Source organism: Tenggerimyces flavus (assembly GCF_016907715.1).
GTDB lineage: Bacteria > Actinomycetota > Actinomycetes > Propionibacteriales > Actinopolymorphaceae > Tenggerimyces > Tenggerimyces flavus.
The window spans coordinates 5492514-5506033 of the sequence record NZ_JAFBCM010000001.1; the positions used below are offsets into that span (position 1 = coordinate 5492514).

Below are 13520 nucleotides of genomic sequence, written 5' to 3' on the forward strand. Positions count from 1 at the left end.
ATGTCTTACATATCGAACTATACGAGTAGACCTGTCTTCAGCGCCAGGCTTTTCGAGCATGTGAGCCGAGTAGCTCGGCCACGGTCCCGCCGAGGACCCAAGCACGCTCCTCCGCCGGGATCGTCCAGTCGAGGACGCGCGCGAGCTCGGCCTTCGGAACGGTGTACGGCGCGTCGGTGGTGAACACGCACCGCGCGGTCCCGATCTCCGGGTCGCGGCCGAACTCGCTCAGCACCGTGTCCCAGGGCGCATACGACGTGTCGGCGTACAGGTTCGGCGCGTGCCGCAGCGCCGGCGCCGCGTCGATCCAGAAGTCCGTCGCGCCGCTCTTGCCCATCAGGAACCGCAGCTCTGGATACCGCCGCGCCAGGCTCGCCACCGGCAGCGGCACCGCGCTCGGCGGCGTGCCCGTCCGGATGTAGACGAGCCAGCCGGCCTCCTGCGCGAACGCCAGCAGCGGGTCGACCAGCCGGTCGAGCGGGTCGAAACCCTGCAACACCGAATCCACAGCCAACGCCACAGCGCCGTTGTCCTTGGCCCGGGCGAGCTCGTCGACTGCGTCGCGGCGCCACGGGTTGGCGACCGCGTACGCGAGCAGCCGGTCGTCGGACGCGTTCGCGAGCGCTGTCAGCTTGTCGTTGCCGGCCCGGTTGTCGTACGCGATCTCCCGCTCTCCCGGCGCGACCAACGCGGCGTCGATGCCGAGTTCATCCATGCTGGTAAGGAGATCCTCGGCCGATAGGTCGACCTCGCGGCCGGAACCGAGTCGTACGTGCGCGTCGATGATCACGCCTTCAGTACCCCTTCCAACCCGAGCGCACCCAAGGCGTCGGCCGAGATGATCTGCTCGATGTGCTCGTCCGGGACGCGGGGCAGCTTCGTTCCCTCGACGATGTCGTTGACCCGTCGCAGCCCGGCCATCGCCTCGGCCGACGTCGCGATCGGATAGTCGGAGCCGAACAGCAGCTTGTGCGGCACGCCCCACTCCGACGCGAACGTGAGCGCCTCCCAGCACAGCCACGGCCGCAGGTAGATCGACGAGACGTCGGCATAGACGTGCGGGTGCTTGCGGATCACCGCGACGGTCTCGCGAACGAACGGGTGCCCCAGGTGCGCCATCACCACCCGCAGCTCCGGGAAGCGCAGCGCGATGTCGTCCATCACCAGCGGATGGGTGTAGCGCAGCGGTGCCGACTGGATCGGCGATGTCCCCTGGTGGAAGAGGATTGGCAGCCCCGCGCGCTCGCAGTAGGCGTAGAACGCGCACGCCTCGTCCGACAGCGGGTCGAAGTTCTGATAGTTCGGACCGAGCTTCACCCCGACCAGACCGAGGTCGCGCGAGCGTTCGGTCTCGTCGAACACGTGCGGCCACAGCGGGTTGACCGACATGAAGCCGATCCGTTTGTCCGGCGCGTCCTTGACGAACTCCGCGGTGGCGTCGTTCGTGCGTTCCGGCGGATACGGCAGACCGGTCGCGGCGAGCGGGTCGTCGACCGCGATGTTGAACACGATCGTGACGTCCGCCGCGACCTGCTGCTCGTCGTAGTCGGCCCAGGAGTTCGTCGTCACCACCGGACGGTCGGATCGCCAACTCTCGTAGACCAAACGCTCGTCGTCAGGCACCGCGTCCTGGTGCGTCGGCGTGTGGTTGTGAACGTCGATGATCAACGGAAGCTCCCCAGCAGGTCGTCGCGAAGTCGTACGCCGAGCCCCGGACCGTCCGGCAACGCGACGCGCCGGCCGTCGCTCGGCAGCGGCTCGGCGAGGATGTCCTCCGCGTAGTAGTGCGCGCCGATGATGTCCGAGGGGAACTCGACCGTGAGCCCCTCGATCGCCGCGGCGACATGGACCTGCGCCGCGGCACCGAGACCCAGCTCGCCGTTCGACCCGATGAGGCTGGAAAGCCCGAAGGCGTGGGCGATTCTGCCCAGCTCGACCGCACGCGCGGGTCCCCCGGCCTTGCCGACGTACACGCTGATCACGTCCGCCGCACTCGCCGCGATCACGCGCCGCAGGTCCGCGAGCCCGAACACCGACTCGTCCGCGACGACCGGATACCCCAGCGACCGCAGCTCGCGCATGCCGTCCAGGTCGTCCGCGGCGAGCGGCTGCTCGACGAACGCGATGCCATACGGGGCCATCGCGCGCACCGCACGCTGCGCCTCGGCACGCGTCCACCCGGTGTTGGCGTCGACGCCGAGGAACGTCTGGTCGCCGGCGAGCTTGCGTGCCTGCGCGACGCGGGCGATGTCGCCGTCGACGCCCTTGCCTACCTTGACCTTGAACGCGCCGAAGCCGGCCGCGGTGGCGGCCGCGTAGACGCGCTCGAGGTAGTCGCCCTCACCGGAGAGCGAGAGCTTGATCGGGATCTCTTCGCGGTACGGGCCGCCCAATGCCGTTGCCAGCGGGACGTTCAGGCTTCTGGCGTACGCGTCCCACAGCGCGATCGACACACCGGCCTTCGTGAACGGGTTGCCGGCGAGCACGGAGTCCATCGCGTTGTCGAGCTTGGCGACGGGCTGCAGTGGCTGGCCGACGAGAACGGGCGCGAGCACGTTGCGGATGAAGTGCTCGGCGCTGACGCCGTCCTCACCACTCCACAGCGGCGTGGCGCTGACCTCACCGTAGCCCTCCACGCCGTCGCTCGTGATCACCCGTACCAGCAGGAAGTTCGAGTGGTCGTGCGAGCCGCGAGCGCCCAGGACGACAAGGTCCTCGGCGACAGGGAGGCTGATCGGCGCGGTCTGGATCGCCGCGATCGTCGGGGCGGTCATGCGGCCCTGCCGAGCAACGCGAGCGGACCGTCTTCCAGCATGTTCTGGCGCTGCTCGTCGGTGATGCCCCAGCCGTCGATCTCCCGGACCCGCGCGACCGCGTAGTCCTGGCTGGCCTTGTCGGACAGCCCCGCGTCGGTCCCGAACAGCACCTTGCCGGTAGGGGCGTCCTGCAGGATCTTCCTTGCGGCATAGGGCGGAGTGCCGCAGATGCACAGGTAGACGTTCGGCGTCTCGATCGTCGCTTGGAGGGCCTCGCGCCAGCAGTCGTGCAGGCCACCGTGACCGAGGACGACGGGAAGCTCCGGGTGACGGCGAGCGAGCGCGGCGATCTGCAGGCCGGTGGAGTACGGCGGCGTCCCGTCGTGGCAGAGCAGGATCCCCTGGTGCGCGATGATGACCTCGCAGATGGGGTCGAGCGAGCGTTCGTGCATCGAGAAGCCCTGCAGCCACGGGTGCAGCTTGAGGCCGCGCATGCCGAGTTCGGTGAAGCAGCGTTCGACTTCCTGCACCGCTGTGGCGCTGCGCGGCGTGACCGTACCGAACGCGACCATCCGGTCGGGGTACTCGGCGACGAACGCGGCGACCTCGTCGTTCGCCTCCGGTGTCGGGTTGAACAGCCCGTCGTGGCTGAGCACGACGGCGTGGTCGATGCCGGCGGAGTCCATGAACGTGACGAACTCGGTCGCGCCGAACGCCGCGCCCGCGAGCCAGGTCGCGGACTTCCAGGCGGGAGTGTGGGTGTGGAAGTCGATCAAGTCTCTGCTCCGCTTGCTCTACAGGGTCTTCGCGAGGTGGACGAGCTTGTCCGCGAGGTTGCCGGCGATGGCGGCGAGCCAGGCCTCGCCGTTGGCCGCGTCGGCGTGCGACGGGTCGTCGGTGTAGCCCTCCATGTCGTGCCAGATCGCCTTGCTGTGCAGGACGAACCCGTCGAGCGTCTCGGGGATGGTGTCCGGGACGCGCTCGCGGGTCGGGCGCTCCTTCACCAGGTCGGGGTACGTGGCGAGGACGAGCGAGGCCTCGAACGCGCCGGCGTGACCGGGGGTGTTCGTGCCTTCGGTGGCATCGCTGGGGAGGAGCTGCCAGTAGTCGGTGGTGGCGACGTTGAGGTCGTACCGGTTGCTCGCCGCGGCGCCGGCGGCGTGCGCGACACCGTGGTTTCCGCCGTGTCCGTTGACGATCACCAGCCTGCGGCCGCCGCAGGCCGAGATGGAGCGTGCGAGGTCGAGCAGCACGAGGTGCAGGGTCTCGGGCTGCAGCGACAGCGTGCCGCCGAACGGGAGGTGGTGGTCGGAGGCGCCGGTCGCGACCGTGGGCGCGATGACGAGCGGGCGGCCGACGTCCTGCTTCGCGCCGGCGAGGGCGGCGGCGCGTTCGACGACCTCCTGCGCCATCAGGTGGTCGGTGCCGGTCGGCAGGTACGGGCCGTGCTGCTCGGTGGCGCCGATCGGCAGCAGGACGAGGGCTTCGGGGAGGATCTCGTTCAGCGTCTCGCGGGTCTGCTCGACCCACCGCAGGACCGTCATGGCGCTCCTTCAACAGCTCGGGTGGCGACCTGCTCGCTCAGCTTCAGGCTGGCGAGCCCTTCCGACCAGCCTGGCATGGCACGGTCGGCTTGGCCTGTGATCAGGTCGAGGAATCTGTCGAGCTGGCGGTCGAAGCAGCGCTCGGTGCGGTCTCGTGGGTCGTCGAATGTCTCTGTCTCGTTGGCTGTCTGGAGAGTGAGCTTGAACGTGAAGCCGTCGAGAGTGGCTTGGGCGCGCTGGCCGAGAAAGGTCAGCTCGCAGCGCGGGAGCGCGTCGGTGAGCCAGCCGAACTCGGTGAGCACCTCGCTCTCGCCGTACGCCAGCCGCGCCCCGACGAGGTTGGGGTGTTCGAACGTCGCGTCGGTCCTCACACTCCACGCGTCGTGCAGTTCCGGCGTCTCGCCGAGGAGGTAGGCGAGCCAGTCGAAGACGTGCGAGCCCTCGTGCATGACCGGCGAGCCGTGCTCGAGGGTCCTGCGGATGCGCCGCTCGTGCTCCGCGTCGTCGGGGTCGCGGCGCTCGTCGTAGATGTGGGCGCGGACCAGCAGCGGGCCGTCGAGCGGGCCGTGCTCGATCCAGTCCCTCAGCCGTTCGATCGCCGGGTCGTGGCGGTACGTGAGACCGACCTGCAACCTGCTCCGGTCCGGCAGGTCACGAAGCGGCCGGAGCGCGTCGGTGGAGGTGCCGAGCGGCTTCTCGGCGAGCACGTAATGCCCCTCGCCGAGCAGCCGCGCGGCGAGACCCGTCGTCACCCAGGGCGGCGTGGCGAGGACGTATCCGTCCGGCTTCTCGTCCAGCTCGCCGACGTCCGCGACTGTGTCGAGGTCGGCGACGGCCGCCCGGCGGGCCGGGTCGGGGTCCACCCCGGCGACGAGCTGGACGCGCTCGTTCCGCCGGAGGGCAGGCAGGTGCGCCTTGACCCCGATGTCCCCCAGCCCGACCAAGACGAGCCGTACGCTCCCTGCCACGCGCGCCTTCCGGTATTTCAGAGATGTCTTCTGTATCTCGTGCGAGAGTATCGACGCGAGGTCATGGGCTCAACCGGTTGGCCGAGACCAGTCAGACATCCGTCAGAGATCTGTCATGTAGGGCTTCCGCAGCCGCTTGACCAGCGCGGTCGCCCCGATCTCCTCGCGGATCCAGGCGAGCCGGCCGATCGTGGGGATCATCTCTCGTTCGGCGTCGGTCAGCGGACGGACCGACTCGTAGCCGTCCAGGAACGGCTGCCGGTGCTTCTCCCGGATGCGAGTGACGTAGTACGCGAGGTCGTACACCCGCCAGCCGTACCCCGACAGGTCGAAGTCCAGGAACGTGATCTGGTCGTCGTCGGTGAAGTGGAAGTTCAGGCTCTGCACGTCGCCGTGCACGACGCCCCAGCCGGTCGGGCCGGGGTCGAACGTCGCGAGCCGCCGCCGGATCTCGGCGGCGTGCTCCTCGATGTAGGCGGCCTGGCCGTCGGTCGGGCGGAGCTTGGCGAGGTAGCGGTCGAGCAGGTTGGCCTCGTCGAGGTGGTACCGGCCATACGGACTCTGGAAACCGTCCGACGCGACGTGGATGCGGGCGAGCGTCTCGCCGACGAGCCCGACCCGCTTCGGGCTGCCTTCTCCGGGCTTGCCCGGCGCCCAGCTGAACAGCGAGTAGTGGCGGCCGTTCTCGAGCCGGCCGAGCGGATCGCCGTTCGTCCGCTCGATCGGCACCGGCACGTTGATCCCGGCGCCGTGCAGGTGGTGGAGCAGGTCGAGCTCGAAGCGGAGCTCGTCGTCGTGGCCGATCCACCAGGGATCGGCGCGGTGGACGCGCAGGGCGTACGACGTTGCGCCGAACTCGACGGCGTAGGTGTCGTTGACGCTGGAGAACAGGTGTCGGAATCCCGTGATCTCGCCGAGGTCGTACTCGGCGAGAACGAGCTGGATGAGGTGGTCGAGCACCATCAGGGGCGCTCCTTCCCGGTAGTTGAGGCAGTACCGGGGAGGGCGCCCCTGCGAACCCTCGAGGCGCCCCGCCAGAACTCTAGCGGGGGTCGCGAGCCCAGTCCACGACGTCGTGGATCGCCTGGACGACCTCGTCGGCGGCCTCGACGAGCAGGAACGTGTGACCGGCCTCGAGGACCCGATGCTCTCCACGCGTCACCGTGCTCACCAGCGCCTGGTCCAGATGCTTCTTGCCCTCACGCGCCTTCCGGACGAGCTCCAGGTGCTCCGGCAGCATCGCCTCGTCGGCGGCGTCGGGCGTGCCCTCGACGGTGAGCGCGATCAGCGGAACGTCGGGGAAGCCCGGCCCGGGCTTCAGCTCCTCGGCGAGAGCGGCCATGTGCTCGCCGCGCTCGAGGAACCCGATCTCGAGCCACTCGTCGCTCAGGTGGGCCTCGGTGAGCGCCTCCCGGACGTCCGCCGGGTGGAGGGCGAACAGCGTGTCGCCCATCGCGCGCAGGGCCGGACGGAGCTCGCGGACCTGCTCCAGCGAAGGCGCCATCTGCGCGCTCGCGGCCAGGCTCCCCTCGGGCGGCGCGTACTTGTCCCAGTCGCTGTGGAGCGCGTCGAGCCACACCAGCCCGGCGACCTCCGCAGGGAAGAGCTGCGTGAACCGTTGGGCGTACCCGCCGCCAAGGGAGTGCGCGACGAGAACGTACGGGCCGGGGATGCCCTGGGCACGCAGCAGGTGGAGCAGCTCCGTGGCGACCTCCTCGCCGCTGCGCGGCAACGGGAGCAGCTCGCTGTAGCCGGTGCCGCCGCGGTCGTACACCACCGAGGTGGTGAACTGCGCGACCCGCTGCTGCAGGTGCAGGTAGTCGAGCCCGACCGCGCTCGCGCCCGGGAGGAAGACGACGGCCGGTCCGCCGTCGCCCTCCTGGTGGACGAAAAGGCGGTGGCCGTCGACCTCCTGGAAGGATCCGATCGGAGGGATGAACTCGGTCTTGTCAGCGGTGTTGTTCGTCATGCCGTCAACGATGTCCGGCGGTCCTGACATCGACCCGTCGCCGGCCTGACACGGGCCGGGTCGGCGATGTCAGCTGACGACGGTGCGCTGCAGGACGCCGGTGAGCGGGTCGTAGTAGGCGCGGGTGACCCGGTGGAACGTGGGCGTCCGCAGGCTCGACATCGTCCAGGTGGTCAGGCCCTCGTCGACGTTGTCGTCGCTGACGATCCGCCGCCACGGGGCGCCGTGCTTGAGCAGGCGGACCGCGCTGCTGAGCGTGCCGTCGCGGTCCGGCGTGATCGAGTACGGCTCGCCGCCGGGCGGGGTGATGTCGAGGCCGCCGTCGGCGCGGATGGTGAGCGTGACGATCAACGTTCCCTGCGCGTCGTAGATCGGCGCGGGGTCGCCGACGTAGTACTTCTGCCGCGGCGGCAGGCCTTGGACGTCCATGCCGTTGTAGAACGTCTTGCCCTGCGCGTCGAGCCAGAAGTGCGGAACCGACGCTCTTGGGGCGCCGAAGTCGGGGCCTGGGTAGTACGACAGGTGCCAGTGCGGCGGGTTGTCGAGGTGCATGAGGTTGTTGGTCTCGAAGCCCATCAGCGCGTAGAAGTGCCCGCGCCTTGCGGCCTCGGCGGCGAGTCCGGAGTCGACCAGGATCGCCTCGCAGGCGACGAGCAGGTTGATCGCGGCGTCGGCCTCGCCCTTCGGCCAGGCGACCGTGGACCAGTAGCCGGCAGCGCGGTCGGCCTGGTTGTGCTCGATCCGCCAGTACGTGCCGGGAGCGGTGTGGTGGTAGCTGAAGACCTGCACCGTGCCCTGGTTGGCGGAGGTGCCGCCGTTGACGGGGAGCTGGAACGTGGTCTCGTCGCCGTTCCGCGTGAATGGGACACGCGACTCGTGCGTGACGATGTCCTTGACCCGTTCGCCGGGCCAGCGGACGGTGACGTCCACGGCAGCGCTGCGCGGGCCGCGTACGTACGCGTAGAACTCGCCGCGGCTCGCGAACCGGTGGCTCGCGGTCGGGCTCAGCTCGTACCCCGGCGACAGGATCACCTCGGGGGTGGTCGGAGCGCTCGGCCTCGTCTTGACGAGCCGGAACCCGCCGTAGTTGATCGGCTCCGCCGCCCGCGCCACTCCCCCGCCCACGACCGGCACGGCCAGCATGCCGGCCACAACCGCACGCCTGCTCATCCGCATCCGCAACGCCCTCCCAGGACTTCCACTTGGTGGAAAACCGCCAACGCTAGACGGAACTACGTTAACGGTTTTCATGCCTGCTGAGGTGGCCGCAAGGTGACGTGACAGCAACGACTCCCAGCAAGGGAGCTAGAACGGCGCCGGGTCGGGGTCGGCGGCGATGGCGTCGGTGAGCTGCTGTGGTTCGACTGTGTATTCGCGACCGTGCGGATCCGTCCAGGAGAAGCGTCCCGGCTCGGGTTGGCTCATCTTCCAGGCGCCTGCCTGTTTGACGGTGTCGTGGTGGGCGCACAACGGTCCGGCGTTGCACGAACAGGTGGGTCCGCCGTCGGCGTGGTCAACGGTGTGGTCGGCGCGGCACACGCTGGCAGGGTGGCGGCAGTTGTAGAAGCGGCAGGTGCCGTCGCGGATCTTGACATGCTCGTCGAGGAGGCCGCGGAGGTACCGGGTGTTGCTTCGCCCTGTGTGGACGGTGTGTCCGGTGGCGGGGTCGGTGGCGGCCCAGCAGATGGTGGCGTCGGGATCGCCAGCGAGTTTGGCGATGAGTTGTTGGGCGATGTCGGTGAGGACGGGGCCGTAGCCGCCGAGCGCGGCGGGGCGGGTGGCGAGGCCGAGCAGGGTGGGGATCGGCGCGGTCAGCACCAGCTTCGATCCGTTCCGCCGCCGTACCACCCGCGCCGCCGGCTCTGGCGCCGCGCTGTCGGTCTCCTCGATGTCCTCGATGGGACCAGGGAGCCCCTCACCCGAAACGTCGCCGCCAACGTCGCCGCCACGCGAGCTTGGGCCGGGGGCACCCTTGTCCGAACCTATGGGACCAGGGAGCCCCTCACCCGAAACGTCGCCGCCAACGTCGCCGCCACCCGAGCTTGGGCCGGGGGCACCCTTGTCCGAACCTACGTCCTCGATGTCCTCGACGTTGACGGGATCGGTGTCGGTGTCGGTGAGGTCGGCAGTCTCGGCGTGATCCCGGTCGCAGTCGTCGATCTTGGCTTTGCCGCGCAGGAGTGCGGAGGCGAGGTCGGCGCGGAGCTGCGGGCGAGAGCGTTCGTCGCCTCTGGCCTTCTGGGTGTCGACGATCGACCGCAGGAACGCTTCCGCTTCGGCGACCTCGTCCACGGGCAGCCCGAACACGCGGACCGTGGCGGTGGAGTCCTCGTCGGGGTAGAAGTCGACCCCGCGATCCCGAACCCGCTCGTCATGCCGCTGTTTCGCCGCATCAGGGTCGATCCGCAACACCTGCGCGGCCACCTCGGCCCGCAACCAGCCGGTGGTCTTCGTCTCGGCTCGTCCGAGAACGGCGTTCTCGACCTTCTGCCTGTCGAGCGGATCGGCCAACACGGCAACGCCTGCGGCCAACACCTTCGCCTTCGGCAGGTCGATCCGCCCCGCTCGCAACGCGGCGAAGGTGCCGGGCAACTCGGTCAACGACTGCGCCAACCCGACGAACGTCTCCGCGGTGTACCGGGTCCACGACAAGGTGGCCGCGACGACGTCCCCGACGTGCGGATCCCGCAGCGAGGTACGGCGCGGCGAGCAGTCGTCAGGCCCGGGTGGTGTATGCGCCAAGGCCTCCACATCCAACAACGACTCGGAGTCCAGCCACGCCGTCATCCGCTCCCGAGCACGAAGACGTTCCTCCAGCTGATAGCCGTTGCAACTCGCACGGTCCGCTGAAACCGCAGCCCACAGCTGCGGCCCATCCGGCATCGTCGTATCGAACATGTCCTTGATTCTACCGCATGAATCAATCGAATGCCCAACAGAACAAGAAGAAACCGTGATGACAGCTGCCGCTGGCGCCGGTCATCCACGGACCCCACGAGGTGGTCGCAAGGTGACGTGACTGCAACGAGTCGCGGCGCCGGTGGCAGGGTGTGCACGTTCAGGTTGACGACGACGGAGGAGACCGATGGCTGACCGAGCGGGAGAGCTCGTCACCGAGACGTTCGAGTACGACGGTGGCCGCCGGGTCGCGGTGTACGTGCCGCCCGACAAGCCGGAGGCCGTGGTGTACGCCGGGGATGGGCAGCTGATCTCGCAGTGGGGCAAGGACCTCGACGCCGCCGACGTCCCGCCCACGCTGGTCGTCGGCGCGTACCGGACGGACGACCCGGACGAGATGGCGCGCATCAAGGAGTACTCACCGTCGTTCGACGAGGAACGGTTCGCCGCACACGAGCGCTTCTTCGTCGAAAACGTCCGCGCCTGGGTCGAGAAGCGCTTCGGCGTCGCGCTGCCGGCCGAACGCACCGCGGTGTGCGGCGTCTCCGCGGGCGCCGAGCTCTCCCTCGCCCTGGGGGTAAGGCACCCGGACGTCTACGGCGCGGTCTTCTCCGCCTCGCCCGGCGGCGGCTACCGCCCGCCCGCCGACCTGGTGGCCCCGCTGCCGCGCACGTACCTCGTCGCCGGCAGGCAGGAGCCCTGGTTCCTGGAGAACGCCACCCGCTGGGCGGACGCGCTACGCGATGCCGGCGCGGACGTCGTCATCGAAGAACGCGAAGGCGACCACGGCGACCCGTTCTGGCAGGAGGAGTTCCCGCGGATGGTCGCCTGGGCGTTCAACCGCTGAGGCCTACTCCCAGGCGCGGCGCTTGCGGCCCTCGCGCGGCGGGGCGGTCTGCTCCCACACGCGACGCCACGACGCGGCCTTCGGACCGCTCGGGTCCGGGGTCGCGCCCTTGGCCGCGCGCTTGGCGGCTTCCCACCAGGTCGTCGCGTCCTCGTCCAGCAGCTGCGCCACACCCTCGCGGATCCGGGGCGCCAGGTCGCGCGGCCCCTCGCCCTCGACCGGCCAGATCGCCGGACCGAACCGTACGCGCACCGGCAGCCGGCCGGGCCGCGGCCAGCCACGGCCGCGGGGCATCGCGGCGAACGAGCCGCGGATTCCCACCGGCACGATCGGCACGCCGTGCTCGACGGCCAGCCACGCCGCGCCGAGCTTGAACCGGCTCGCCCAGCCGTCCACCGATCGCGTCCCCTCCGGGAACACGACGACGTTCCAGCCCTCGGCGAGCAGGTCGCCCGGCGTCTGCGACAGCGAGCCACCGCGACGTTCGATCGGGAACGTGTTGAACACCATCGCCGACCCCGACGCCCGCCACCAGGTGTCGAAGAAGTAGTCCGCCGCCGCGGCCACCGCCGTACGGCGACGCCACGGGCCGGGCAGCGTCATCAGGATCAGCGGCGTGTCCAGGTGCGACGTGTGGTTGGCCACGAACAGCACCGGCGGCTTCAACCGTTGCAGCACATCGAGCCCCGTCACCGAAGGCGTCACCGTGGACCGCAGCAGCGGCCCGAGGCCGAAGCGCTGCACGACGTCGCGCACCGCGTTCGCCGCCGGCGTCCGCGCCCACGTCGTCGGGAACACCGAAGGCTGCTTGTCCGGCTGCCACTGCTGAGCCGACCGCGGCACGAGCGGCCGCCGGCCCCAGCGCCAGCCGCGCGCGACCTGCTGGACGTCCTTGACCGTGTCCCGGACGAACTTCACCGGGCTCTTCGACGAAGCCATCTAGCGCACGTCCGAGATCAGGTGCGGCGGGTTGTGCGTGTACGTGATCGACGGCGAACGTCCGACCGTGTGGCTCACCATCTCCAGCGCGTCGTTCAGCGTCGACGCGGCACGGAAGCCCATCCGCTCGACCGCCTTGCGGTTGCCGCCGACCCAGACGACGTCACCCACGTGGTCCATCGCGTGCGCGGCCCAGTACCACATGTAGAACGGGTGCACGCCGTGGTAGGCGTACGACGTCCGGTACAGGTGGATGTACCACGGGTCCGTCGCGTATTGCTTCTCGAACTTCTTCTCGATCGTCGCCGGGTCGGTCGACTCGGCGAGCACCTCTTCGAAGAAGTCGACGTACGACGGGTGGTGCAGCTGGTTGAACTCGTACTGCACGGGGTGGTACAGGATCACCGCGCCGCCCTTACGGACGACCGGCATGTTCCGGTAGGAGTTGAAGAAGTAGCCCAAGCCCATGCAGGTCGCGAGGATCGGGTTCATCACCGCGTTGACGTTGTACGGCCCGATGAACGGCACGCCCATGATCAGCACGTCGGTCTGGCCCTGCACCTCGACGGCCTGCTGCTTGAAGCAGTTCTCCAGCGTCTTCGCGTGCACCGCCTCGGTCTCGCCCGCGTGCACGCCGGTGATGCCGTACGCCGACCGCACGTCTTCGAAGATCTTGCGCTTGAGCTTCTTCGGCGCCAGCGCGATGCCGCGCTTGGCCGCGAGCATGTTGGCCTGGTCGCGTACGCCCCACTCCCACTCGCGCTTGTTCATGAAGCCGATGGGCTCGGGGAAGATGTCGTTGTTGAGCGTGGTCTCGACCGTGAAGATCTTGACGTGCTCCTTGAGCAAACGCCCCATGCGCCATGCGGAGTGGTGCATCGCCGACTTCTCGGCGTCCATGAACGATCGCGAGTGCACCATCGTGTGGCTGTTGTGGTGGTGCCGCAGCGAGCGGTACGAAGCGAGCCCGATCGGGACGGACTTGTGCCCGCCGTCCATCGGCACGATGTTGATGTTGACGTAGACGATCAGGTCGGACGTCGCCGCCCGCTTGTTGATCTCGACCTCTTCGCCCTTCTCGGTCTCGCCGATGAACTCGAGGTTGTCCTTGTCCTCCGCGTCGTGGTTGTACAACAACCCCTGCGGAGCGAACGAACGGTAGATCCGCTCCCCCAGCGCGTGCTGCAGCTCCGACGGCATCATCCGCCGGTGCAGCGCGAGCGCCGCGATGATCTCGACGTCGTCGACGCCGGCCTGCGCGGCGAGCGTCAGCACCTGCTCCATGATGCGCTGCCGGATGTCCGGCCGCTTCATCGGCGGCAGCGGCAGCGACACGTCGTCGAACGCGATCGTGAGGCGCATGCCCGGACGCAGCAGCGCGCGGAGCGGCTCGGAGTTCTCCGGGTTCTCCAACGCGTTCGCGATCGCCGCGTCGATGTCCCGGATGCCCGGCAGCGACTCCGGCGGATAGATCACGCGGGTCCCCGTGGGGAACCGCTCGAGCCGGAAACCCTCACCCTCGTGGACGAGGAGTGGCGGCGTCCGGTCGTCGACCTCGAGTACGAATCCTGGTCGGCTCACCTTGGTGACTCCCTCTCC

General features: G+C 69.3%; 13 protein-coding genes. 1 reads left to right on the forward strand and 12 read right to left on the reverse strand.

Annotated elements, in window-relative coordinates; translation table 11 throughout:
• Positions 1-37: 37 nt before the first annotated feature.
• The 10 genes from JOD67_RS25655 to JOD67_RS25700 all read right to left on the reverse strand — a co-directional run bounded on the left by JOD67_RS25655 (position 38) and on the right by JOD67_RS25700 (position 10135).
• Positions 38-790 (reverse strand): amidohydrolase family protein, encoded by a 753-nt coding sequence (locus tag JOD67_RS25655; RefSeq protein ID WP_205120249.1) that lies wholly within the window; start codon positions 788-790, stop codon positions 38-40.
• The gene (locus JOD67_RS25660; protein ID WP_205120250.1) at positions 787-1668 is read right to left on the reverse strand and encodes an amidohydrolase family protein; all 882 of its coding nucleotides are present in this window, start codon (positions 1666-1668) and stop codon (positions 787-789) included. Before JOD67_RS25660 ends, JOD67_RS25655 begins: the two co-directional genes overlap by 4 nt.
• Positions 1665-2774, reverse strand: a complete 1110-nt coding sequence (locus JOD67_RS25665) for a mandelate racemase/muconate lactonizing enzyme family protein (RefSeq protein WP_205120251.1) — start codon at positions 2772-2774, stop codon at positions 1665-1667. Before JOD67_RS25665 ends, JOD67_RS25660 begins: the two co-directional genes overlap by 4 nt.
• Positions 2771-3532 (reverse strand): amidohydrolase family protein, encoded by a 762-nt coding sequence (locus tag JOD67_RS25670; RefSeq protein WP_205120252.1) that lies wholly within the window; start codon positions 3530-3532, stop codon positions 2771-2773. Before JOD67_RS25670 ends, JOD67_RS25665 begins: the two co-directional genes overlap by 4 nt.
• An 18-nt stretch (positions 3533-3550) precedes the next feature.
• Positions 3551-4300 (reverse strand): creatininase family protein, encoded by a 750-nt coding sequence (locus JOD67_RS25675; protein ID WP_205120253.1) that lies wholly within the window; start codon positions 4298-4300, stop codon positions 3551-3553.
• Complete coding sequence (locus JOD67_RS25680) at positions 4297-5268, reverse strand: Gfo/Idh/MocA family protein (RefSeq protein WP_205120254.1); 972 nt, start codon at positions 5266-5268, stop codon at positions 4297-4299. The genes JOD67_RS25675 and JOD67_RS25680 overlap by 4 nt, the downstream gene beginning before the upstream one ends.
• Positions 5269-5370: 102 nt before the next feature.
• Positions 5371-6231, reverse strand: a complete 861-nt coding sequence (locus tag JOD67_RS25685) for a phosphotransferase enzyme family protein (RefSeq protein WP_205120255.1) — start codon at positions 6229-6231, stop codon at positions 5371-5373.
• Positions 6232-6310: 79 nt separating this feature from the next.
• Complete coding sequence (locus tag JOD67_RS25690; protein WP_205120256.1) at positions 6311-7237, reverse strand: alpha/beta fold hydrolase; 927 nt, start codon at positions 7235-7237, stop codon at positions 6311-6313.
• A gap of 69 nt (positions 7238-7306) precedes the next feature.
• Entirely contained in the window at positions 7307-8407 is a 1101-nt protein-coding gene (locus JOD67_RS25695) for a hypothetical protein (protein WP_205120257.1), read from the reverse strand.
• A gap of 135 nt (positions 8408-8542) precedes the next feature.
• A complete protein-coding gene (locus tag JOD67_RS25700; protein WP_205120258.1) occupies positions 8543-10135 on the reverse strand; it encodes a DUF222 domain-containing protein in 1593 nt (530 codons plus the stop codon).
• Positions 10136-10322: 187 nt separating this feature from the next.
• Here JOD67_RS25700 and JOD67_RS25705 point away from each other — a divergent pair, with 187 nt between their 5' ends.
• Positions 10323-10982: an alpha/beta hydrolase gene (locus JOD67_RS25705; protein WP_205120259.1), complete on the forward strand. Its 660-nt coding sequence runs from the start codon at positions 10323-10325 to the stop codon at positions 10980-10982.
• A 3-nt stretch (positions 10983-10985) separates the two neighbouring features.
• On the opposite strand, the gene JOD67_RS25710 is transcribed toward JOD67_RS25705, so the two are convergent.
• Positions 10986-11921 (reverse strand): lysophospholipid acyltransferase family protein, encoded by a 936-nt coding sequence (locus JOD67_RS25710; RefSeq protein ID WP_205120260.1) that lies wholly within the window; start codon positions 11919-11921, stop codon positions 10986-10988.
• A complete protein-coding gene (gene larAH, locus JOD67_RS25715) occupies positions 11922-13502 on the reverse strand; it encodes an NPN-dependent hydroxyacid isomerase, LarAH14/15/16 family (RefSeq protein WP_205120261.1) in 1581 nt (526 codons plus the stop codon). It abuts the gene before it with no gap.
• Positions 13503-13520: the final 18 nt, after the last annotated feature.